At 64.2% G+C, this 21,133-nt stretch carries 20 protein-coding genes; 10 read left to right on the top strand and 10 right to left on the bottom strand.

The features are described 5' to 3' along the window. Positions 1–116 precede the first annotated feature (116 nt). Positions 117–1,328 (top strand): CAP domain-containing protein, encoded by a 1,212-nt coding sequence (locus IB235_RS11875; RefSeq protein WP_192336909.1) that lies wholly within the window; start codon positions 117–119, stop codon positions 1,326–1,328. Between the two features lie 5 nt (positions 1,329–1,333). On the opposite strand, the gene IB235_RS11880 is transcribed toward IB235_RS11875, so the two are convergent. The 3 genes from IB235_RS11880 to IB235_RS11890 form a co-directional block, all read right to left on the bottom strand. Further along, entirely contained in the window at positions 1,334–2,971 is a 1,638-nt protein-coding gene (locus IB235_RS11880; RefSeq protein WP_192336910.1) for a cyclic nucleotide-binding domain-containing thioredoxin-disulfide reductase, read from the bottom strand. A 12-nt stretch (positions 2,972–2,983) separates the two neighbouring features. After that, positions 2,984–3,250, bottom strand: coding sequence for a UBP-type zinc finger domain-containing protein (locus IB235_RS11885; protein WP_192336911.1), 267 nt, complete (start codon positions 3,248–3,250; stop codon positions 2,984–2,986). Positions 3,251–3,341: 91 nt separating this feature from the next. Further along, entirely contained in the window at positions 3,342–4,382 is a 1,041-nt protein-coding gene (locus IB235_RS11890; RefSeq protein ID WP_192336912.1) for a LacI family DNA-binding transcriptional regulator, read from the bottom strand. 159 nt (positions 4,383–4,541) lie between these two features. On the opposite strand from IB235_RS11890, the gene IB235_RS11895 reads away from it, so the two are divergent. From IB235_RS11895 to IB235_RS11925, 7 genes are read left to right on the top strand one after another with little or no spacing between them, the layout of a single operon-like run. Next, positions 4,542–5,858 (top strand): ABC transporter substrate-binding protein, encoded by a 1,317-nt coding sequence (locus tag IB235_RS11895; RefSeq protein ID WP_192336913.1) that lies wholly within the window; start codon positions 4,542–4,544, stop codon positions 5,856–5,858. Between the two features lie 55 nt (positions 5,859–5,913). Further along, entirely contained in the window at positions 5,914–6,861 is a 948-nt protein-coding gene (locus IB235_RS11900) for a carbohydrate ABC transporter permease (protein WP_155041307.1), read from the top strand. Continuing rightward, positions 6,858–7,793 carry a carbohydrate ABC transporter permease gene (locus IB235_RS11905; protein WP_192336914.1) on the top strand — a complete coding sequence of 312 codons (936 nt, stop codon included), beginning with the start codon at positions 6,858–6,860 and terminating at the stop codon, positions 7,791–7,793. Before IB235_RS11900 ends, IB235_RS11905 begins: the two co-directional genes overlap by 4 nt. Beyond that, positions 7,790–7,978: a hypothetical protein gene (locus IB235_RS11910; protein ID WP_192336915.1), complete on the top strand. Its 189-nt coding sequence runs from the start codon at positions 7,790–7,792 to the stop codon at positions 7,976–7,978. The genes IB235_RS11905 and IB235_RS11910 overlap by 4 nt, the downstream gene beginning before the upstream one ends. A 3-nt stretch (positions 7,979–7,981) precedes the next feature. Further along, positions 7,982–9,079 carry an ABC transporter ATP-binding protein gene (locus IB235_RS11915; protein ID WP_192336916.1) on the top strand — a complete coding sequence of 366 codons (1,098 nt, stop codon included), beginning with the start codon at positions 7,982–7,984 and terminating at the stop codon, positions 9,077–9,079. Further along, positions 9,072–10,073: an ABC transporter ATP-binding protein gene (locus tag IB235_RS11920; protein WP_192336917.1), complete on the top strand. Its 1,002-nt coding sequence runs from the start codon at positions 9,072–9,074 to the stop codon at positions 10,071–10,073. Before IB235_RS11915 ends, IB235_RS11920 begins: the two co-directional genes overlap by 8 nt. A 3-nt stretch (positions 10,074–10,076) precedes the next feature. Beyond that, the gene (locus IB235_RS11925) at positions 10,077–11,702 is read left to right on the top strand and encodes a dihydroxyacetone kinase subunit DhaK (RefSeq protein ID WP_192336918.1); all 1,626 of its coding nucleotides are present in this window, start codon (positions 10,077–10,079) and stop codon (positions 11,700–11,702) included. Between the two features lie 83 nt (positions 11,703–11,785). Here the strand turns inward: IB235_RS11925 and IB235_RS11930 are convergent, their stop codons facing one another. Continuing rightward, positions 11,786–12,613: an aldo/keto reductase gene (locus IB235_RS11930; RefSeq protein WP_192336919.1), complete on the bottom strand. Its 828-nt coding sequence runs from the start codon at positions 12,611–12,613 to the stop codon at positions 11,786–11,788. Positions 12,614–12,750: 137 nt separating this feature from the next. Between IB235_RS11930 and IB235_RS11935 the strand changes: the two genes are divergently transcribed. Next, positions 12,751–13,656, top strand: coding sequence for a LysR family transcriptional regulator (locus IB235_RS11935; RefSeq protein ID WP_192336920.1), 906 nt, complete (start codon positions 12,751–12,753; stop codon positions 13,654–13,656). A gap of 34 nt (positions 13,657–13,690) precedes the next feature. Here IB235_RS11935 and IB235_RS11940 read toward each other — a convergent pair whose 3' ends face one another. The 6 genes from IB235_RS11940 to IB235_RS11965 are packed head-to-tail and all read right to left on the bottom strand — an operon-like array spanning position 13,691 to position 20,513. Beyond that, positions 13,691–15,451: a chloride channel protein gene (locus IB235_RS11940; protein ID WP_192336921.1), complete on the bottom strand. Its 1,761-nt coding sequence runs from the start codon at positions 15,449–15,451 to the stop codon at positions 13,691–13,693. Positions 15,452–15,472: 21 nt separating this feature from the next. Continuing rightward, positions 15,473–17,155 (bottom strand): sulfatase-like hydrolase/transferase, encoded by a 1,683-nt coding sequence (locus tag IB235_RS11945; RefSeq protein ID WP_192336922.1) that lies wholly within the window; start codon positions 17,153–17,155, stop codon positions 15,473–15,475. After that, positions 17,152–17,919 carry an ABC transporter permease gene (locus IB235_RS11950; protein ID WP_192336923.1) on the bottom strand — a complete coding sequence of 256 codons (768 nt, stop codon included), beginning with the start codon at positions 17,917–17,919 and terminating at the stop codon, positions 17,152–17,154. The genes IB235_RS11945 and IB235_RS11950 overlap by 4 nt, the downstream gene beginning before the upstream one ends. Beyond that, entirely contained in the window at positions 17,916–18,689 is a 774-nt protein-coding gene (locus IB235_RS11955) for an ABC transporter permease (protein WP_192336924.1), read from the bottom strand. The genes IB235_RS11950 and IB235_RS11955 overlap by 4 nt, the downstream gene beginning before the upstream one ends. 3 nt (positions 18,690–18,692) lie before the next feature. Further along, positions 18,693–19,487: an ABC transporter ATP-binding protein gene (locus IB235_RS11960; RefSeq protein ID WP_192336925.1), complete on the bottom strand. Its 795-nt coding sequence runs from the start codon at positions 19,485–19,487 to the stop codon at positions 18,693–18,695. A gap of 48 nt (positions 19,488–19,535) precedes the next feature. Then, positions 19,536–20,513 (bottom strand): ABC transporter substrate-binding protein, encoded by a 978-nt coding sequence (locus IB235_RS11965; RefSeq protein WP_192336926.1) that lies wholly within the window; start codon positions 20,511–20,513, stop codon positions 19,536–19,538. 147 nt (positions 20,514–20,660) lie between these two features. Here IB235_RS11965 and IB235_RS11970 point away from each other — a divergent pair, with 147 nt between their 5' ends. After that, entirely contained in the window at positions 20,661–21,104 is a 444-nt protein-coding gene (locus tag IB235_RS11970) for a MarR family winged helix-turn-helix transcriptional regulator (protein ID WP_192336927.1), read from the top strand. The last annotated feature ends 29 nt before the right edge of the window (positions 21,105–21,133 follow it).

Here is a 21,133-nt window from a genome sequence, read left to right on the forward strand (position 1 = left end):
GCCGCGGCGCTGTCTGTTAAACTTGTCAGCATGCCCTGCCTTGGCGAGTGCGGCGAAAGCTGACAGGTTTCTGCCCTGCCCGACGCCATCCGGGCAAGATCGAGCAGGACGGACCCATGACTTTTGCAACATCCGATGAGCGTTACTTTGTCAGCCTGGTCAATCAGGCCCGGCGCGCCGAAGGGCTGCCAGCGCTAAGTATCGAGAAACGGCTGAACGATTCATCAGATCGGCACAGCACATGGATGCTGGATACCGACACTTTCTCGCATACAGGGGCGGGCGGATCATCCTCGCGCGAGCGGATGCAGGCGGCTGGATTCGATCTGTCGGGCGACTGGATGACGGCGGAAAACATCGCCTATGTCAGCATTCAGGGTGAATCCGACCTGCGCGACGAGATCCGGGAATTGCACCGGATGCTGATGGACAGCCCCGGCCATTACGCCAACATCATGGGCGACGCCGCCTATATCGGCATCGGGCTGAAGGTGGGTTACCTGCACAAGGACGGGCGCGACTACAAGGTGCTGATGGCGACGCAGAACTTCGCCGATACCGACGGTTCCGTCAGGGTCGATACGGGCACGTTCGTGAAACTGGCCGATCCGGTGGCGCAGCTTTCCCTGCCGACCAAGTCCCAATGGGCGGCGCATGCCGACGGCCAGATCTATGCCACCCCCGGCCCCAGCGAAGCGACCGCCCGCAACGATGATTTCCGGCTGACGGCGCGGAACGATACCGCCTTTGGCGCGGGCGGCGATGACTGGATGAACGGGGCGGGCGGCAATGACACGCTGCGGGGCGGCGTGGGCAACGACCGGCTGATCGGAGGGAACGGGCTGGACCTGTTGCAGGGTGGCAGCGGCAATGACAGCCTGCAAGGTGGGGACGGGAATGACCGGCTGTTCGGTGAAGACGGAAATGACCAGCTGCGCGGAGAGTTGGGCGACGATTCCCTGAATGGTGGCACAGGTCAGGACCGGCTGCTGGGCCTGACGGGACGCGATACCCTGATCGGTGGCGCGGGGAATGACACGCTGGCTGGCGGGACTGGTAATGATGTGCTGAACGGCGGGGAAGGGGCCGACAGCTTTGTCTTTCACGCTGGGGACGGCGCGGACACGATCAACGGCTATCAGCGCGGCATCGACCGGCTGCTGATCGACGATGATCTGCTGGACGCGAACCCGGCCAGTTTCATCCGCGATCACATGCGCCAGACCGCGAATGGCGTCATCATCGATTTCGGTGCGGATGGGCGGATCGTCCTGCCCGGCTCAAATCTGACGGTGGCGGGCGTCGCCGATGACATCTTTGCCATCTAGAGCCCTCAGCCCGATGCGGCCAGCTTTCCGCATTCGGCCAGATAGCGCCAGACCTCGGAGATGACGACCGAGCCTTCGCCGACGGCCGAGGCGACGCGCTTGACCGAACCGGCCCGGATATCGCCCACGGCAAAGATGCCGGGTTGCGAGGTCTCGAACAGGGCGCTGCGCCCGGCGGCCGCGCCGGTCAGGATGTAGCCCGCCTCGTCCAGCCGGACCAGACCCGACAGCCAGCCGCAGTTCGGCGCGGCTCCGGCCATGATGAACACCCCGCAGCAATCAATGCGGTCGGACGCGCCATCTGTTTTGGCGATCTCGACGCCTTGCACGCAGTCACCGCCCTGCAGCGACGCGATGCTGGTGTTGTAATGGATGGTGATGGCGGGGTCGGCGGCAAGCCGACTGGACAGGTAATCCGACATGGATGTCGCCAGCGTCCCACCCCGGACCAGCAGATGCACATGGCTGGCGCTGCGTGACAGGAACATTGCCGCCTGTCCCGCGGAATTGCCGCCGCCGACCACGATGGCGGTGGCATTGCGACAGCGCCGGGCCTCAAGCTCGGTCGCGGCGTGGTAGACGCCCTTGCCAAGGAAGTACTCAAGGCCGGGGATCGCAAGCTGACGGTATTGCACTCCGGTGGCCACGACCAGCGCGCGGGCGCAGATCTGGGCGGTGCAATCCAACGTGACGCAGAACAGCCCGTCCTCGGCCTGCGACAGCTGGATCACCCGGCGCGGCATGGCAAAGCTGGTGCCGAACTTCATCGCCTGCACCTCGCCGCGCCAGACCAGATCGGCGCCCGAGATGCCGGTGGGAAAGCCCATGTAATTCTCGATCCGGCTGGAGGTTCCGGCCTGACCGCCGACCGCCATATCCTCGATGACCAAGGCGCGCAGCCCCTCGGCCCCGGCATAGACGCCCGCCGCGACCCCGGCCGGACCGCCGCCGACGATGATCACGTCGAAGACCTCGCCAGGTTCGGCGCGCAGGTCCAGGCCCAGCCGCTGCGCGACCTTCAGCGGCGTCGGCGCGGCGATCACGCCGCCCTGCCCAAAGATCACCGCCGGTTCGCCCGGCGCGATGCCGCATTCAACGGCGATGGCGCGGGCCTCGGAGCAGTCCAGATCATAGGCGCGCACGGGGATGCGGTTGCGCCCGGCGAATTCTTCGATGCGGCGAACATCGCTGTCCTGATCCGTGCCGATCAGGGTCAGGCCGGTCGCGCGCTGTTCCAGTTGCAGCCGACGGCGCGCGGCATAGACGGTGATGACGATATCCGAAAGTTCGGGCACCTCGGACATCAGCCGCAGCATCGCCTCGCGCGGGACGGCGATGGCACGGGTGTCGCGGACCGCCCGCATCGGCAGGGCATAGACGCCACCGGCCAGAAAGGCGATTTCCCCGGTGAATTGCGTGGGTCCAAGGGTCGAGGCCAAGCCGCGCTGGCGGGAATAGGGGTGCAGGATCTCGATCTCGCCTTCCTCGACATAGAGGAACTGGTCCATCGGCTGCCCGATTTCGGCGATCACCTGGCCTTCGGCAAAGCTGGCCTCGAGGCCGATCCGCCGTAACGCCTCGACATGGGCGGCGTGAAGCGGGGTGCGTTGCATCTGTCGCAGGTCATGGCCGATCGCTTCCATGGCGGGGTCCCCCTACAGGAATTCATCATCCGCGAAACAATAGCTCCAGCGCTCGCGCGGCTCCATCGAGCCGACGATCGGGTGGCGGGTCGTCTGCCAGTGGCCACGGGCATGGCGGTTGGGCGAGCTGTCGCAGCAGCCGATATGGCCGCAGGTCAGGCAGATCCGCAGATGCACCCAACGCGACCCCATCGCCACGCATTCCGGGCAGACGGTTCCGGGCTTTTCCGCCTCGGGCGGGATATCGAGCTTGATCTGGTCGGTATGTGAGCACGCCAATTTGGGCCTCCATCACGCGATACAGCGAAAGCCTGCGCCACATGGCGATAAAAGCAAGCCCTGCCTGCAGCGAGGTGGAAATTACGACGCCTTACCAGCGTGGACGCGGGCACAGATTGTCCTGCAGCAGGATCTCGATGCGGATTTCCTCTTGCGAGGCGATGGGCTGGCGGCCATCGCAGCGGGCGCGCATGACGCGGATGGCGCTGCGGACCAGATGGCCGGGGTTTTGGGCGATCACCGCGTCTAGCTGGCCATTCAGCAGCAGCGCCTCGGTGAACTCGGTGCGTTCATGGGCGACGATGACCTGACCGGCTGGATCGCGGGTGTCGGCGATGGCTTCCAGCGGCAGGCGCGCTTCGGAGGCAAGGACATAGGCGCCCAATATATCGGGATGATTGGCATAGGCATTGTGCAGGATCGTCAACGTTCTTTGCCTGTCGCCATGCGTCTCCAGCGAGGGCAGGGCGGTCAGGCCGGGAAAATCCCGCGTGATAACCTGATCGAAGCCCTGCCGTCGCTCGACGCTGTCGCGGGCATTCATCGTATCCGCGATGACCAGGATCTGGCCGGGCCGCGCGGCACAGAAACGCCCGATCAGTCGCCCCGCCGTCGCCCCGGCGGCGCGGTTGTCGATGCCGACGGCATCGGCTCCGATGTCTGAGGTCTGCCCCGAGAGGAATCGCACGACCTGCACGCCGCGATCCTGCAACCGTGCCATCGCATCGCGGACCTGTGGCGATTCCGGCGCAAGGATCGCCACGCCGTCCAGATCCTCGGGCGACAGCTCGGCCAGCATCCGGGCAATCTGATGCGGATCACCACCGATGCCGCGACGCTTCTGGATCTGGATGCCTTCGGGGGCAAAGGCGGATGCGGCCTCGGCGATCTGGGTTTCCAGCGTCGACAGAAAGGCATCGCCCGCCACCGGCAGCAGGAAGGCAAAGCGATAGACGCGGCCCCGTGCCAGATTGGCGGCGGAAAGATTGCGCACAAAGCCGATCCTTGCGATCGCCTCGTGAACGGCCGTCACCGTTTCGGCCCTGACCCCGGCGCGCTCGTTCAGCACGCGATCCACTGTGGCCAGGCTGACACCGGCGGCGCGGGCCAGATCCTTGGTCGTCGGGCGCATCACTTCCGCGCATCTCCTCATCCATCCGTTCTTCTGCCCGCTTACAACGAATCTGAGGTGCGTGCATCATAATTTTGTTGCGATGATGTGCGCACCTCAATTATGAATATTTCACCAGAGAGTCGCGGCAGGGAGGCCGCGCATTGGGGAGGAACATCGATGACACGACAGCTGATTCTATCGGCTGCAGCCGCCGCGCTGGTTTCCGGTGCGGGTGCGGTGCATGCCGACGACCTGACCCTGTGCTGGGCCGCCTGGGACCCCGCCAATGCTCTGGTCGAGCTTTCCAAGGATTTCGAGGCCCAGTCCGGCCATAAGATGAGCTTCGAGTTCGTCCCATGGACCAGCTTTGCCGACCGCATGCTGAACGAACTGAACTCGGGCGGGCAGCTTTGCGACCTGATGATCGGCGACAGCCAGTGGATCGGCGGCGCGGCCGAGAACGGCCAATACAAGAAGCTGAACGATTTCTTCGCCGCCGAAGGGATCAGCATGGATGACTTCATCCCGGCGACCGTGGCGGGCTATTCCGAATGGCCGAAAGGCACGCCGAATTACTGGGCGCTGCCCGCATTCGGCGATGTCGTGGGCTGGACCTATCGCAAGGACTGGTTCGAACGCCCCGAGCTGAAGGCTGAGTTCAAGACGAAATATGGTCATGATCTGGCCCCGCCCAAGACGCTGGATGAGCTGAAGCAGATCGCCGAATTCTTCCAGAACCGCGAGATCGACGGCAAGACGGTTTACGGTGCCGCAATCTATACCGAGCGCGGTTCCGAAGGCATCACCATGGGCGTGACCAACGTCCTGTACAATTACGGTTTCGAATATCAGAACCCGGCCAAGCCCTATGACCTGCAGGGCTTCGTCAATTCGCCGGATGCGGCAAAGGGGCTGGAATTCTACAAGTCGCTTTACGATTGCTGCGTGCCGCCGGGCTCGTCGGACTGGTACATGTCCGAGGATATCGACGCCTATAAATCCGGGCAGGTGGCGCTGCAGATGAACTTCGCCTTCATCTGGCCCGGCGTGAATGCCGACCCGAATGTCGGCGGCGACAAGTCGGGCTATTTCCCCAACCCTGCCGGTCCCAAGGGCCATTTCGCGCAGCTGGGCGGGCAGGGCATCTCGGTCGTGTCAAACACCAACAGTCCCGATGCGGCGCTGCAATATATCAAGTGGTTCGCCCAGCCCGAAGTGCAGAAGAAATGGTGGGAGATGGGCGGCTACTCCGCGCTGAAATCCGTGGTCGAGGACCCCGGCTTCGCGACCAGCCAGCCCTATGCACAGACCTTCCTCGACAGCATGGCGATCGTGAAGGATTTCTGGGCCGAGCCCGCCTATGCCTCGCTGCTGCTGGCGATGCAGCAGCGCGTCCATAACTATGTCGTCGCCGGAAACGGCACCTCGCAAGAGGCTCTGGACGGTCTGGTCGCCGACTGGACCGAAATCTTCGAGGATGAAGGGAAGTTCTGATCCCGACGCGCGCTCCCGCTGCGGGGGCGCGCCCATCCTGACGAAAGGACCCGGCATGCAGAGGACATCCATCGAGCGTGTGGCCGCGGCCACGCCTGCGCCGGTTGCACGGCGGTTGACCGGCCTGTCGGATCGCGTCATCGCGTGGATCTTTGTTGCGCCGACGATCTTCCTGCTGCTGGCGGTGAACATCTTTCCGCTGATCTGGACCATCCGGCTTAGCTTCACCAATATGAGGGTGAACCGCCCCAATGAGCCGGTCGAGTTCGTGGGCCTGCGCAATTACCAACGCATCCTGACCGATCCCGACATCTGGCAGACCATGCAGGCGACCGCGCATTTCCTGTTCTGGACGCTGGCCCTGCAGATCGTGATCGGCTTTGCGCTGGCTTGGCTGATCAACCGCAAGTTTCGTGGCAATGATCTGTGGACCACGATCATCGTTTTGCCGATGATGCTGTCGCCCGCCGTGGTGGGCAACTTCTGGACCTTCCTTTACCAGCCGCAGATCGGGCTGTTCAATTATGCCGTGGGCTTCCTGACCGGGGCCGACCCGTCCAGCTTTTCGATGATCGCGGATGTGCGGCTGGCCCCTTGGGCGATCATCATCGTCGATACGTGGATGTGGACGCCCTTCGTCATGCTGATCTGCTTGGCCGGGCTGCGATCCATTCCGGCGTCCATCTATGAGGCGGCGGAATGCGACCGGGCCAGCAAATGGCGGCAGTTCTGGACCATCACCATCCCGATGGTGCTGCCCTTTCTGATGCTGGCGGTGCTGTTCCGGGGCATCGAGAATTTCAAGATGTTCGATCTGGTCGTGCAATTGACCGGAGGGGGGCCGGGCAACACCACCGAGCTGACCTCGATCAATCTCAAGCGCGAGGCGTTTGAAAAGTGGCGGACGGGCTATTCCTCGGCCTATGCGATCATCCTGTTCGTGACGGTCTTTGGCCTTGCCTCGATCTACGTCAAGGCGCTGAACAAGGTGAAAAGCCGATGAGCTATTCGATCACCGAACCGTCGCGCGCGCAGAAATGGATGGCTGGCATTCTGGTCGTCGCTTACGCCGTGATCACGCTGCTGCCGCTGATCTGGATCATCGCCACCGGCTTCAAGTCGCCCTCGGACGCCATTGCCTATCCGCCCAAGGTGTTCTTCACCCCGACGCTGGAAGGCTACGTCAACCTGTTCACCACCCGGACCCGGCAGACCGCCGAGTTCCTGGCCGCGAACCCGCCGCAGACTTGGTATCAGGAGATCGTCGCCAAATACGGCATGGTCATCGCCGGACCGTCGCGCTTTGGCGAGCGGTTCCTGAACTCGGTCATCATCGGCTTTGGCTCGACCTTCCTGTCGGTGTTTCTGGGCACGCTTGCCGCCTATGCCTTCTCGCGCTTCAAGGTGCCGCTCAAGGACGACCTGCTGTTCTTCATCCTGTCGACGCGGATGATGCCGCCGATCGCGGTGGCGATCCCGATCTTCCTGATGTTCCGCCAGCTCGGCCTGTCGGACACGCATCTGGGCATGATCCTGCTTTACACGGCGGTGAACCTGTCGCTGGCGGTCTGGCTGCTGAAAGGTTTCATCGACGAGATCCCCCGTGAATACGAAGAGGCCGCGCTGATCGACGGCTACACCCGCTTTCAGGCCTTCCGAAAGGTGGTCTTGCCGCAGGCGGCGACCGGCATCGCCTCGACCGCGATCTTTTGCCTGATTTTCGCGTGGAACGAATATGCCTTCGCCGTGCTGCTGACCAGCGGCAATGCCCAGACCGCACCGCCCTTTATCCCGACGATCATCGGGGTGGGCGGGCAGGACTGGCCCGCGGTCGCGGCGGGGGCGACGCTGTTTCTGCTGCCGGTCATGGTCTTCACCATCCTTTTGCGCAAGCACCTGCTGCGCGGGATCACATTCGGGGCGGTGCGCAAATGAAAGCCTTCCTGTCCGGCATGGTCCGGTTCCGCCGCGCGTCATGGGAAATGCTGGCCTCCATCCTGATCGCGCTCGGGGTGGTGATGCTGATGCAGCCCTGGTTCATGTGGGCCTTTACCTGGTCCTTCCTTGTCACGCTGACCGGCACGGTGATGTTCATCGTCACCAGCCATTTCCCGGAATAGCGCATGGCCCAGATCCGCATCGAGAATATCCGCAAGGATTTCGGCAGCTTCACCGCCGTGCAGTCCTCGACCTTTACCATCGAGGATGGCGAATTCTTCATGCTGCTGGGGCCGTCCGGCTGCGGCAAGACCACGACCTTGCGGATGATGGCAGGGTTGGAACTGCCGACCTCGGGCAGCATCCATATCGACGGCGAGGAGGTCGCGCAGAAGCCCGCCAGCCAGCGCGATATCGCCTTTGTTTTCCAGATGTTCGCACTGTATCCTCATATGAATGTGGGGCGGAACATCTCCTATCCGCTGCTGTCGCAAGGCATGCCCAAGGCCGAGGCCAAGGCCCGCGTTCTGGAAGTGGCCAAGATCCTTGGCATTGAAAACATCCTCGACCGTCCGGTCGGAGGCCTGTCCGGGGGCGACCGTCAGCGCGTGGCGCTTGGCCGCGCCATCGTGCGCCGCCCCAAGGCCTTTTTCATGGACGAACCGCTTGGCGCGCTGGACGCCGAGTTCCGCGAACACATGGCCGAGGAGTTGCGCGCGCTGCATGACCGGATCGGGGCCACCACCGTCTATGTCACCCATGACCAGCTAGAAGCCATGCAGATGGGCGACAAGATCGTGGTGATGAACCATGGCGTGGTCGAGCAGTTCGGCGTCCCGCAGGATATCTATGACTGGCCCGCGACGATGTTTGTCGCGGATTTCATCGGCTCGCCACCCATGGGGTTCCTGCGTTTTCAGGGCTTGGTCGGCAATGGCGCGGATCACGTCCGGCTGGGGGATTGCGACATTCCCGTGCCCGTCCAGCGCGAAGGGGCCGAGGGGGCCTTGGTTCTGGGCATCCGCCCAGAGCATGTGCATCTGGACGATGCCGCGCGGCTGCGCGCCGAAGTGCTGGCGGCAGAATATCTGGGCACGACCCAGATCGTCACGCTGCGCACGGCGCATGGCGATATCAAGGCGCGGCTGCCGTCCAGCACCCCAGTCCGCGCGGGCGAACAGGTCGGGCTGCGCTTCGATGCGCGCAAGATCACGCTGTTTCGCGCCGACAAGGGCCGCGCCCTGCGCTCGGCCGCGAATGAAAGGGTGCTGGGTCATGGCTGAGATCACGCTCTCCGGTATCACCAAGGGTTTCGGGCCGGTTACGGCGCTGAATGACGTGTCGCTGACCGTCCCGGACGGGGCCTTTGTCGTGCTGCTGGGTCCGACCGGGGCAGGCAAGACCACGCTGTTGCGGCTGGTCTCGGGGCTGGATCAGCCGGATGCGGGGCGGGTCCAGATCGGCGGGCAAGACGTCAGCACGGCCACACCCGCACAGCGCAATGTCGCGATGGTCTTCCAGCAATATTCGCTTTACCCGCATCTGACGGTGCGCCAGAATCTTGAATTCCCGCTGAAATCCCCATTGCTGCGCATGCCCCCCGACCAGATCGCCCGCAAAGTGGGTGAGGTGGCCGAGGTCCTTCAGATCACGCATAAGCTGGACAACAAGGCCACGGCACTGTCCGGAGGGGAGATGCAGCGGGTTTCCATCGGCCGGGCGCTGGTGCGCAATCCCGCCGCCTATCTGATGGATGAGCCGCTGTCCTCGCTGGACGCCAAGCTGCGCGCCGACCTGCGGATTGAACTCAAGCGCATCCAGCAGGACATGGGCGCGACCTTCATTTACGTGACCCATGACCAGATCGAGGCCATGACCATGGCCACCCATGTCGGCGTGCTGGACCATGGCCGGCTGGTGCAATTCGGCCCGCCGCGCCAGATCTACGAGGATCCCGTCAGCATCCATGCCGCCAGCCGTCTGGGCCAGCCACGCATAAACATCCTGCCCGCGGACCTGTTCGGCCCGGCCCCTTCGGGGGCGGCGCATATCGGGCTGCGTCCCGAACAGATCCGGCAGGGCGAGGGCGACGACAGCTTCGTGCGTCGGGTCGAGCATCTGGGCGATCAGACCCGGCTGCACCTGACCTTTCGCAACCATGATCTAATCACCGTGACCGATGCCCATACCGGCCTGAAATCCGGCGATATCGTCCGCATCCGCCCCGAGAAGCCGCTTTATTTCGACGCTTCCGGCGCCCGCATTCATCAGGAGTAAGCCATGACCCAGTTCATCAACCGCAGGGAAGACATCGTGGCCGAGGCGATCTGTGGCCTTGTCGCGGGCTCGGGCGGGCTTTTGACGCGGCTGGACGGACTTCCCCATATCCGCGTCGTGCTGCGGACGGATCGTGAGCCGGCAAAGGTCGCGCTGGTTTCCGGCGGCGGCGCGGGGCATGAGCCGTCCCATGCGGGTTTCGTGGGACGCGGCATGCTGACGGCGGCGGTCTGCGGCGATGTCTTTGCCTCACCCTCGGTCGATGCGGTTCTGGCAGGGATATTGGCGGTGACCGGCCCGGCGGGCTGCCTGCTGATCGTCAAGAACTATACCGGCGATCGGCTGAATTTCGGCCTTGCGGCGGAACGGGCGCGGGCCTTTGGGCTGAAAGTCTCGATGGTGGTGGTGGGCGATGACGTGGCCCTGCCCGACACGCCGCAGGCGCGTGGCGTCGCGGGGACGCTGTTCGTCCACAAGATCGCGGGCGCGCTGGCCGAAAACGGGGCCGATCTGGCCACGGTCACCGAAGCCGCCGAACGGGTGATCCGCGCGACGCGTTCCATCGGCATGTCTCTGGACACCTGCACCGTCCCCGGTGCCCCCAAGGAGGACCGCATTCCGCCCGGTCAGGCCGAACTGGGCCTTGGCATCCATGGCGAGGCCGGGGTCGAGCAGGTCGGCTATACCGACGCCCGCGGCGCAATGGCGATGGTGGCGGAAAAGCTGTCGGCCGCGATGGGGCCGGGACCGCATGTGGCGCTGCTGAACAATCTGGGCGGGGCATCGGTGCTGGAAATGCAGGTGCTGGCGCATGAACTGGGACAGTCTTCGATCGGGGCGGGGATCAGCCATCTGATCGGACCGGGGGCGCTGATGACCTCGCTGGACATGCGGGGGTTCTCGGTCTCGGTTCTGGCCGCGACCGGGGCCGATCTGGCGGCGCTTGAGGCCCCCGCCGCGCCGAGCGCATGGCCGGGCGTCCGGGCCTTTGGCGCGGTCGCGCCGCTGGACCTGCCCGACGGGCTGAAGCCGATCAAGCCCTTGCCCTCGGCCCATCCCCAGACCCGCGCCTTTCTGACCCGCTGCTGCGACATCCTGATTGCCGCCGAGGCTGACCTGAACCTGCTGGATGCCAAGGCAGGCGACGGCGATACCGGATCGACGCTGGCCGGGGCGGCGCGGGCACTGATCGGGGCCATGGACGCGCTGCCGCTGGCCGATCACACCCAACTGTTCCGCGCCATCGGGCTGGAGCTGAGCCAAACCATGGGCGGGTCATCGGGGGTGCTGCTGGCGATCTTTTTCGCGGCGGCGGGGGATGCGGCGTCCAGCGGCGCATCAACGCCCGAGGCGCTCAAGGCCGGTCTGGCCCGGATGCAGCAGATCGGCGGGGCGGGTCTGGGCGATCGCACCATGATCGACGCATTGCATCCGGCGCTGGAGGTGCTGGCCGAGGGTGGCCTGCCCGCCGCCGCCCGTGCCGCCCGCATGGGTGCAGACCGAACCGCCAGCATGGCCCGCGCCAAGGCCGGTCGTGCCGCCTATCTGAACGAAGGTCAGCTGCGCGGCCAGATCGACCCCGGTGCCGAGGCCGTCGCGCGTCTGTTCGAACATCTGGTGCAGGACTGAACTGCCCCCGCAAAGGCAGCGGCGCGAGGTTTCGACATCTCGCGCCGCCATTGATCACGGCCAGCCTTTCAGGCCTTTCGCCCTTAGCGATCCCAATCGGGGGCAAGTCCGGCGGGACTGACCAGCCGTCCGTCGGGACGGGCAAGGGCGCGGATTGCCGCCATGTCCTCTGCCTCAAGCGCAAAGTCGAAGATTGCGAAGTTTTCAGCGACGCGGGCGATATTCGCGGTCTTTGACAGGGCGATGACGCCATCCTGCTGCACCAGCCAGCGCAGCCCGATCTGGGCCGGGGTCTTGCCATATTTCGCCGCAATGGCCCCGATGACCGGATCGCCGATGACCTTGCCATCGGCCATGCCGTAATAGGCGGTCACGGCCAGACCTGCCTCGCGCCCGGCGGCAAGAAGACTGGACTGGTCCAGATAGGGGTGCAGCTCGATCTGATTGGTGACGATGGGCGAGGCGCTGAGCCAGATCGTTTCCTGCATCTGCTGAATGTTCTGGTTGCTGACCCCGATATGCCGGGTCTTGCCCGCGTCCTTGACGGCGTTGAGCAGCTCGACCTGCTGCGCGACAGGAACCTTGTCGCCCGGCCAATGCAGCAGCAACAGATCGACCTGATCGACCCGCAGCTTTTCCAGGCTTTCATCAACGGATGCGGCGAAGCGGTCGACCGTGTAATTGTCGACCCAGACCTTGGTGGTCAGGAACAGCTCGTCACGCTTTGCGCCCGCCTGTTCCAGCGCACGGCCAAGCGCCGCTTCGTTGCCATAGATCTGCGCGGTATCAAAATGGCGAAAGCCGGTGGTCAGAGCCTCGGGCACGATCCGCTCGACCTCGTCGTCGGACATGCGGAACACTCCGAAGCCAAGGGCCGGTATCTGTGCGCCATTGGCAGTGACGTTGAACATGGGTCTCTCCTGAGTTGGGCCGCATCTGCAGAATGGGGCGTGGTGTCGCCCTTGCCCCCAGATGACGCATCAAAGTGAACTTGAAAATCGCCCCTTTCTCCACATAATTTTGGATGCAAATTCACAGATGGGGCATCATGGACAATCGCGCTGGCGAAATGCAGGTCTTTGTCAGGGTCGTCGAGGCTGGCAGTTTCTCGGAAGCAGCCCGACAATTGCTGATGACGCCGTCGACGGTCAGCAAGCTGATCGCGCGCATGGAGGATCGGCTGGGCGCGCGCCTGATCGAGCGTTCGACCCGCCGCCTGTCACTGACAGATGAGGGGCGGCTGTTCTATGAGCGCAGCGGAGCATTGCTGTCCGAACTGGACGATATCGAACGCGAGATCAGCTTGGGCGCGGCAAGCGCCGGCGGAACGGTGCGGGTGAATGCCTCGGTCGCCTTCGGTGTCCTTGCCATCGAACCCTTGCTGCCGGAGTTCTGGCGGACATACCCCAATGTCGTCGTCGATCTGTCGCTGTCGGACGACATCGTGGACCTGTATCTGGACCGCACCGACGTGGCCTTTCGCGTCGGCAGCCTTGCCGACAGCAGCCTGCTGGCCCGCAAGATCGGCGTCGCCCATCGCAAGATCGTGGCATCGCCGGCCTATCTGGACGCACACGGAACCCCGGTCACGATCGAGGATCTGGACCGCCATAATTGTCTGGGCTTCAACTTCAGGCGGGCCGCGCCGGTCTGGCCGCTGCGTGAAGGAGGGCGCATCGTCGATCGCATGGTCGGCGGCAACCTGTTGGCCAATAATGGCGAAACCGTGCGCCGCTTTGCCTTGGCGGGAATGGGGCTGGCGCGGCTTGGCGACTATCACGTGCGCGCCGATCTGGTCGCGGGACGCCTGGTCGAGGTGCTGGCGGATGCCGGTCATGGCGACGAAGAAGACGTCCATGCGCTGTATCTGGGCGGGCAAAGGATGCCGCAGCGGATCAGGCTGTTTTTGGATTTCATGGTCCCGCGCCTGCAGGCGTTCATGAAGGGCAGCTAAAGTGGAAGGATCAGTGAGCCGCGACCGAGGTGAGTTAAAAGCCCAGATCGCTGCCCCGATAGTGATAAATTCCCGCCAGATAGCGTTTGAGGCAGTGGCTTTCCGAGACATAGCCAAGCGCCCGCCGATCCTGCGAAACGACGGGTAGAACGGTCAGGCGCGCGGCTGCGAAGGTCTGGAGGACGTGTCGCACATCATCGGCCGGTCCGATTTCTGGTCCCGGCGGGTCGGTCAGATCGCCCAGGATCAGCATCTCTGACAGATCGTCCAGATCGGGGTCATGCGCGCGCGCGGTTTCCAGCATCCCGGCATAGGTGCCATCGTGATGTGCCACGCCGATCCATTCGGTGCTGCCAAGCGGCAATGCCTGACGCAGGCTGGCAAGCGGCATCTGTATCGGAAATGTCGGGATGTCGCGATGCATCAGTCTGGCCGCCGTCAGGCCCGAGATCCAGCCGATGTCATGTGCGCCGCGCAGGCTCAGCCCGCGCAGATGAAAGCGCCAGGTCGAGAAGGAATAGCCAAAGGTCAGCCGCACCAGCATCGCCGACAAAGCCGCCACCGCGATCAGCATGGGTGCAGCCGCAAAGCTGCCGGTCGTCTCGATCACCAGAAAGCTGATGGTCAGCGGTGCGCCGACGATGCCTGCGCCCGTCGCGGCCATGCCCGCCAGCAGGAACAGCGCCCGAGGACCGTCATGCGCGGGCAGAAGCACATCCGCAAGCTGCGCAAAACTCGCCCCCAGCAGCGCCCCCAGTAACAAGGCCGAGCTGAACAGCCCGCCGCGAAACCCGGCTCCGATCGAGACCGCCGAGGCCAGCATCTTGGCCAGAAACAATGCAAGCAGCACCGTCAGACTTAGCCGGAACTCGAAATGCCCTTGGATCGGGCCCAGCCCCGCGCCAAGGATTTGCGGCGAATACAAGCCCAGCAGCCCGATCATCGCCCCGCCAACGACCGGCAAAAGCCACTGGGGAATGCGGCTGCGCCTGAGTAACCTCTCGCTCCACCCGACCGAGGTCATGGCCAGAACCGCAAGTGCTGCGCCCAGCAGCGCCAGAATGACCAGAAGCAGGAAGTCCAGTGGCGCAGGCTCGGGATGGGGCGGGATCACGAAGACCGGACCGTGATGCCCGGCCATCATCAGCATCAGCCATGCACAGATCGAGGCGGTAACGACTGGCGCAAGACGACGGGCGGAAAGTCCGCCATGCACCAGCTCGAACCCATAGAAAATCCCGGCAAGCGGAGCGTTGAATGCGGCGGTGATGGCGGCCGCAGCGCCTGCCGTCACCATGGTCCGGCGATTGTCGCGAACCATTCCCAACCTTCCACCGACGGCGCTGAAGATCGCCGCGCCGATCTGACTGTAGCCCGCCTCCATCCCGACCGAGGCCCCGGCCCCATTCGAAACAAAGGTCAGCGCGGTCAGCCGTGTCGAACCGCGCAGCGACATGCGCCCGCCATAAAGCGCGTTCGCCTCGATCGGGTCGGCGACCCGTCCTCCCAGCGCGGGCAGCAGCCGCAGGATCATCGCAAGGGCCACGCCGCCCAGCAGCGGCACCAGAACGACGCGCCACTGCGCGATCCGAAGCTGCGCGCCCAGCGTCACGCCGGGGTAAAGATCAAAGGCAAGCCGCTGCATGAAGGCCACGCAATCATGCAGCACCAGCACCAGCATGGCCACCGCGCAGCCCGCGATGGCACAGCACAGGATCAGTCCGATTTCGGAACGGCGCAGGGTCCGAAGCGCACGAACCCGCACCCTGCGGATGAGGGTTTTCCGGCGAGGCATCTGGAGGGCGCGTCCTTGCGTCTAGGCGTCCAGCGCCGTCGCCTCGGCTGGCGTGCTGAAGCGGGCCAGCAACCGCCGCTGGGCTTCCAGCTCGGCCTCATCCCAATAGCCGATGATGACGCCGGTGCGCAGCGTCGGATCACCGCCCGCGTGCAGCAGCGCATCATCCGCGGTGAACCAGTCATCCGGGACCGTGATCCGGTTGCGGGCCGAGGCATACCAGCGCATCAGCGCCGCCCGCAGCCGGGCGATGGTCGCGGCCTGATCCAGCGCCTCCCCCAGATCGACCAATTCGCCGGGGTCGTTTTCCATGTCAAACAGCATCGGTCGGAAACCGGGAACCTCGATCATCTTGAAGCGGCCATCGGTGATCATCACCATGCGGCTGTCCTGAACGCTGCGGCCAAGTTTGACCCGCACGCTGTCGGGCGCAAAATCGTATTCCGAAACGGCGTGGCGGCGTGGCCATGCCTGCGCTTCGCCCCGGAGCAGCGGCAGCAGCGACAGGCCCTCAAGCACATGCGGCCGTGGCGCGCCGCCGAAATAGTCCAGAAAGGTCGGCGCAAGGTCGATCATCTCGACCAGCCGATCGCAGGTCGTGCCGCGCGTGCTGTCGGCAGAAGGCGAGGGATCGCAAACGATCATCGGCACCTTCGCCGAGACATCGTGGAACAGGTATTTTTCGCCCAGCCAGTGATCGCCCAGATAGTCGCCATGATCCGAGGTAAAGACGATCATCGTCCGATCGCTCAGGCCCTTGCGGTCAAGAAAACCGAACAGCTCCCCAAGCTGATCGTCGATCTGCTTGATCAGCCCCATATAGGCCGGGATCACGCGGCGGCGCACTTCGTCGCGCGAAAAGTTCCGCGAATAGCGTTCCTGGGTGAAGGCGGCATAGACCGGATGCGGGTTCGTCATCTCGGCCTCGGATCGAATGGCGTCCTGAACGTCATCCGGGCCGAACATGTCGTGATAAGGCGCCGGGACGATATAGGGCCAATGTGGCTTGATATACGACAGATGCGCGCACCACGGCCGCCCGTCGGCTTCGGCCTCGGTGATGAACTCCATCGCGCGGCGCGTCATGTAGGGCGTCTCGGACATGCTCTCGTCGATGCGGGCGGGCTTGTCGGCATGGACCAGCAACCAGCCGCTGTGATCCTCGCCATTCGGGCCTTCGGCGGAATTGGCCCAATGCTCCCACGGGTTGTCGGCCTGATGGTCGCCGTCGCGCAGATAGCGGTCATAGGGCACGTCACCGCCATAGGGCCCCGAGGGGTGCAGCCCGTCGTCACGCTCCCACGGTTCAAACCCGCATTGCGAGCTATGGACGCCGATAAGGGACTCCGGGTCGATGCCCAGACGCTCCATGCCTTCGGTATCGGCGACCATATGGGTCTTGCCGACCAGCACGCAGCGCACGCCGTTCTCGCGCAGATGATCGCCCAGCGTGGGCTCTCCGACGCGCAGCGGCACGCCGTTCTGGGTCGAACCGTGCGAGCGCACATAGCGCCCGGTATAGGCCGACATGCGCGAGGGGCCGCAGATCGTCGACTGCACATAGGCATTGGTGAACCTGACCCCGCGCGCCGCCAGCCGGTCGATATTGGGCGTGCGCAGCGTCGGATGACCGGCGCAGCCCAGATAGTCGAAACGCAGCTGGTCACACATGATCCACAAGACATTCATGGGTTTCGCGGTCATTTCGCGTCCTCCTGCGCGCGGTAGTGCCAGAACAGCCAGCGTTTCTCGAAAGCCAGGATCAGGGTGTTCACGACCAGCCCGGTCAGCGAGATGAAGAAGATCCCGGCAAGCCCGCCCGCGATCTGGAAGTTTTCCTGCTGGCGTTGCAGGAAGACGCCGATCCCGTCCGTCGCCAGCAGGATTTCCGAGGTGACCGAGACCAGCAGCGCCGCGGCGACGGCCATGCGGACGCCGGTCGCGATCATCGGCAGCGCCGCGGGCAGATCGACACGCAGCATGGTTTCGAACCGGCTTAACCGCAGGGACCGCGCCACCAGATTGGCCATCTCATTCTGGGTCTTTGAGGCCTCATAAGTGTTCATCAGCATGGGAATGGCGGCGGCAAAGGCGATCATGGTGATCTTGGCCGCGTCGCCCGTTCCGGCAAACAGCATGACCAGCGGCACGATAGCCGGCGGCGGCAGTGTCGCCAGCATGTCCATCACCGGCTCGAACAATTGCCCGATGATCCGCAGGCGGCCCAGCATGATGCCCAGCGGCACGGTAATCGCGGCCGCGACCGCAAAGCCGATCACGACGCGGGTCAGTGTGGCGCCAAGCTGGACCATGATGGTGCTGAAATTGTGCCAGATCGCCTGCGCGACCTTGGCAGGCCCCGGAAACAAGGGCGACGAGGTCGAGGCAGCGGCCAGTGCCCAGATCGCGACCACGATCAGCGGCATCAGGATCGGCGCGTAATCGGCCGGTTTGCGAAGCGGTATCATTCGGAAGCTCCGGTTTGACGGACATGCCAGCCGGTCAGGACGCGTCGCGCCAGATTGACCAGCAAGGCCAGCAGCACGCCGTTGAACATGGTGACGAACATCAGGGCGTAGGTCTCGGGGATACGGATCGAGAAGCTTTTGCGGACCAGCAGAAAGCCGATGCCGTCGCGACCGGCCAGCATCTCGGCCACGACTACGGCGATCAGGCTGACTGCGGCGGCATAGCGGATGCCCGCGAAGATCTGCGGCATGGCCGCGGGCAGCTTGATGCGAAACATGATCGCTGCGGGCGACAGGCCCAACATCCGTCCAGTCAGGATCTGTTCGCGCGGGACGGCGCGCAGGGCTGCGGCACCGTTCAGATACGGCCCCCAGATCGAGACCAGAAGGATGATGAAGATGTAAAGCTTGATCCCCAGCCCCAGCGCAAAGATCGCCATCGGCACCACCGCGGCGGGCGGAACCGGTTGTAGCAGGCTGGAAATCGTCCGAAATCCGCGGTCGAAGAACGGCGAGGCATCCGATAGCAGGGCCAGAGCGATCCCCGCGACCGAGGCAAGGACAAGCCCGGTCAGCGCCCGGCCCAGCGTCAGGATCTCATTGCGGGGCAGCTCGCCAGTGGCGATCATCTGGCGCGCGCCGTCGATGATGGCAGGAATGCCGGGAAAGAACTTGGCGGGAACCGCTCCGCTCAATGCGACGGCCTGCCACAGCGCCAGAACAAAGATCAGGGACACGGCCCCTCGGGACCAAAGCAATGCGCGCGTCATGGTTCAACCCGCCATCTGGCTGCGATAGCTGCGGATGCGTTCCATGACCTCGTGCCGTGCGTGCAGGAAACCCGGCTGCTCGCGCGTGGCCAGCTGATCGCGGCGCTTGCCAAGGTCGACGGCGATTTCGGTCGCAACGCTGGTCGGACGGCGCGACAGGACGATCACCTTATCCGCCATATAGACCGCTTCATCGACGTCATGAGTGACAAGCAGGCAGGTCTGGTCGAAGCGCTGCGCCAGCTCCAGGATCAGGTCCTGCATGTCGGCGCGGGTCTGGGCATCGACCGCCGCCAGCGGCTCGTCCAGCAACAGCAGGTCGCTTTCCGAGGCAAGTCCCCGCGCGATCGCCACGCGCTGCTGCATGCCGCCGGACAGTTGCCACGGATATTTCTGGGCGAATTCCTTCAGCCCGACTGCCGCCAGCAGCTCATCCGCGCGGTCGCGTCGCTCATGCCGGGTCTTCTGCGCCGTGTCGCGCATCGCAAAGATCACGTTTTCCCGCGCCGTCTTCCACGGAAACAACGAGCGGCTGTAGTCCTGAAACACAACCGCCAGTCCTTGCGGCGGCTGGGTCACGGGCTGGCCGCGAAAACGGACCTCTCCGGTGTCGGGCTGGCTTAGCCCGGCCAGCGCCATCAGCAGCGTGGTCTTGCCACAGCCCGAGGGGCCGACCACGGAAACGAAATCGCCCTTGCGAACCCGGAAATCGATCCCGTCAAGAATGGGCATCCGCTGCAAACCGTGACCATATGCCTTGCGCAGATCAACGGCTTCAAGAATCGTCGTGTCGTTCATCGTTCCATCCGTTTAAGGCAGGCAGGGCCGTGGCCCCGCCCTTGCGCATCATTTCGCGGTGGTGCCGGCCAGATCCTCGGCCGTGATCGGAGAGGACAGCATTTCCGCCCGCGACATCGCGTCGAGCAGCTTCTGCACCTCGGTCAGATCCATCCCGACATCGTCGCGAACGACGGCCAGCGTCACGTCGGCGGCTGCTTGCGGGGTCAGGCCGACATATTTTTCGGCAGCGGCAATCAGCGCATCGGGATCGCTCTGAAGGCGCTGGCGGGCGGCTACGGTAACCTCGCCGAATGTGCGGATCGTCTCGGCATGTTCGGCGGCGTATTTGTCGGTCGTATAGATCACGTCCGACAGGCCGGGCGTCGACAGATCGGCCAGCATCCCGGCAGCGATGCGCTTGGCCCCGATCTCGGGGTTATGCATGACCGAAGCCTGGAAGGGGTTGATCAGGCATGCCGCGTCGACGGCGCCCTGCTGCATTGCGGCTTCGACCTGTGGAAAGGGCAGGACGACCGGCTGGACCTCGGACCATTTGATGCCCGCGGCGCTCAGGTGATCGCGCCAGGCCAGTTCGCACAACCCGCCATTGGCGTTCAGCGCGATGCGGTGGCCCCTGACGCCCTGAATATCGGTGATGCCCGAGGCCTTCGTCGCAATGAAACCGGTCAGCATCATGTCTGGCGCCTTTTCATGGCCCAGCGTCATGACCAGCTTGATCGGGACGCCGTTCAGGCGCGCATTGATCGGTGGGATCGATCCGGAATAGCCCAGATCCGCCTCGCCCGAGGCCAGGGCCGCAACCACGGCCGGTCCGCTTTGCCCCTCGATGGCCTCAAGGTCGATGCCTGCCCGCTGATAGTCGCCGGCATCGCGTGCCACCAGCACGGGCAGGATCAGATCCGCCATAAGGTAGGTCAGCCGCAGCTTGACCGGTTCGGCATGGGCTGGCCCGGCGACAGACAGCGTTCCTGCACAGCTGAACGCGGCCAAGGCCGCGATGGCACGAGCAAAGGAAGAGCGCATGATCACTCCTTGTTGGATGAAGATTGGGAGAAGAGCAGGCCTTCTGAGGGCCTTATACTTGACATTGTCAAACTAATAAGTTGACGATGTCAAGTAAGTTTGTTGATCTCTTTTCACCTTTGCTAAGGGGCTGATATGTGGGCAGACATGGGCCACGATATTCGCGATCTCTTTTCCTATCGGCTGGCGTTGCTTGCGCGCGCCAATGACCGCGACGCCCAGAATCATCTGATGTCGAATTACGGGGTGACGCTGATCGAATGGCGCACCTTGGGCGTCATCCGGGCCCTGTGTCCCTGCACCCTGCGCCAACTGGCGACGCAGGGGTTTCTGGACGAAGGCCAGATGAGCCGCACCGTGAAGCTTTTGTGTGAGCGCGGGCTGGTTGAGCGACGGCCCGACGACAGCGACGGGCGCGCGATCAAACTGTCGCTGAGCGAGGCGGGCGAGGCGCTTTACGTCCGGGTGATCGGTCATGTCGAAACCGCGAATGAGGAAACGATCGCCGTTCTCTCGCAGGAAGAGCGGCTGATGCTGATGGAGTTCATGCAGCGGATGCTGGACCATCTGCGGACTGGCGACGGCGCCTGATCCGTCCACGCTTTGCGGGCAATGCTGCG

Origin of the sequence: Paracoccus sp. PAR01 (assembly GCF_014851995.1) — a bacterium.
In the GTDB taxonomy this organism is placed as follows: Bacteria; Pseudomonadota; Alphaproteobacteria; order Rhodobacterales; family Rhodobacteraceae; genus Paracoccus; species Paracoccus litorisediminis.

Bases quoted from the DNA above. Each gene is read 5' to 3' on its own strand.
- IB235_RS11875 (WP_192336909.1), top strand. From the start codon at position 117: ATGACTTTTGCAACATCCGATGAGCGTTACTTTGTCAGCCTGGTCAAT.
- IB235_RS11880 (WP_192336910.1), bottom strand. From the start codon at position 2,971: ATGGAAGCGATCGGCCATGACCTGCGACAGATGCAACGCACCCCGCTT.
- IB235_RS11890 (WP_192336912.1), bottom strand. From the start codon at position 4,382: ATGCGCCCGACGACCAAGGATCTGGCCCGCGCCGCCGGTGTCAGCCTG.
- IB235_RS11895 (WP_192336913.1), top strand. From the start codon at position 4,542: ATGACACGACAGCTGATTCTATCGGCTGCAGCCGCCGCGCTGGTTTCC.
- IB235_RS11900 (WP_155041307.1), top strand. From the start codon at position 5,914: ATGCAGAGGACATCCATCGAGCGTGTGGCCGCGGCCACGCCTGCGCCG.
- IB235_RS11905 (WP_192336914.1), top strand. From the start codon at position 6,858: ATGAGCTATTCGATCACCGAACCGTCGCGCGCGCAGAAATGGATGGCT.
- IB235_RS11910 (WP_192336915.1), top strand. From the start codon at position 7,790: ATGAAAGCCTTCCTGTCCGGCATGGTCCGGTTCCGCCGCGCGTCATGG.
- IB235_RS11915 (WP_192336916.1), top strand. From the start codon at position 7,982: ATGGCCCAGATCCGCATCGAGAATATCCGCAAGGATTTCGGCAGCTTC.
- IB235_RS11920 (WP_192336917.1), top strand. From the start codon at position 9,072: ATGGCTGAGATCACGCTCTCCGGTATCACCAAGGGTTTCGGGCCGGTT.
- IB235_RS11925 (WP_192336918.1), top strand. From the start codon at position 10,077: ATGACCCAGTTCATCAACCGCAGGGAAGACATCGTGGCCGAGGCGATC.
- IB235_RS11930 (WP_192336919.1), bottom strand. From the start codon at position 12,613: ATGTTCAACGTCACTGCCAATGGCGCACAGATACCGGCCCTTGGCTTC.
- IB235_RS11935 (WP_192336920.1), top strand. From the start codon at position 12,751: ATGGACAATCGCGCTGGCGAAATGCAGGTCTTTGTCAGGGTCGTCGAG.
- IB235_RS11940 (WP_192336921.1), bottom strand. From the start codon at position 15,451: ATGCCTCGCCGGAAAACCCTCATCCGCAGGGTGCGGGTTCGTGCGCTT.
- IB235_RS11945 (WP_192336922.1), bottom strand. From the start codon at position 17,155: ATGACCGCGAAACCCATGAATGTCTTGTGGATCATGTGTGACCAGCTG.
- IB235_RS11950 (WP_192336923.1), bottom strand. From the start codon at position 17,919: ATGATACCGCTTCGCAAACCGGCCGATTACGCGCCGATCCTGATGCCG.
- IB235_RS11955 (WP_192336924.1), bottom strand. From the start codon at position 18,689: ATGACGCGCGCATTGCTTTGGTCCCGAGGGGCCGTGTCCCTGATCTTT.
- IB235_RS11960 (WP_192336925.1), bottom strand. From the start codon at position 19,487: ATGAACGACACGACGATTCTTGAAGCCGTTGATCTGCGCAAGGCATAT.
- IB235_RS11965 (WP_192336926.1), bottom strand. From the start codon at position 20,513: ATGCGCTCTTCCTTTGCTCGTGCCATCGCGGCCTTGGCCGCGTTCAGC.
- IB235_RS11970 (WP_192336927.1), top strand. From the start codon at position 20,661: ATGGGCCACGATATTCGCGATCTCTTTTCCTATCGGCTGGCGTTGCTT.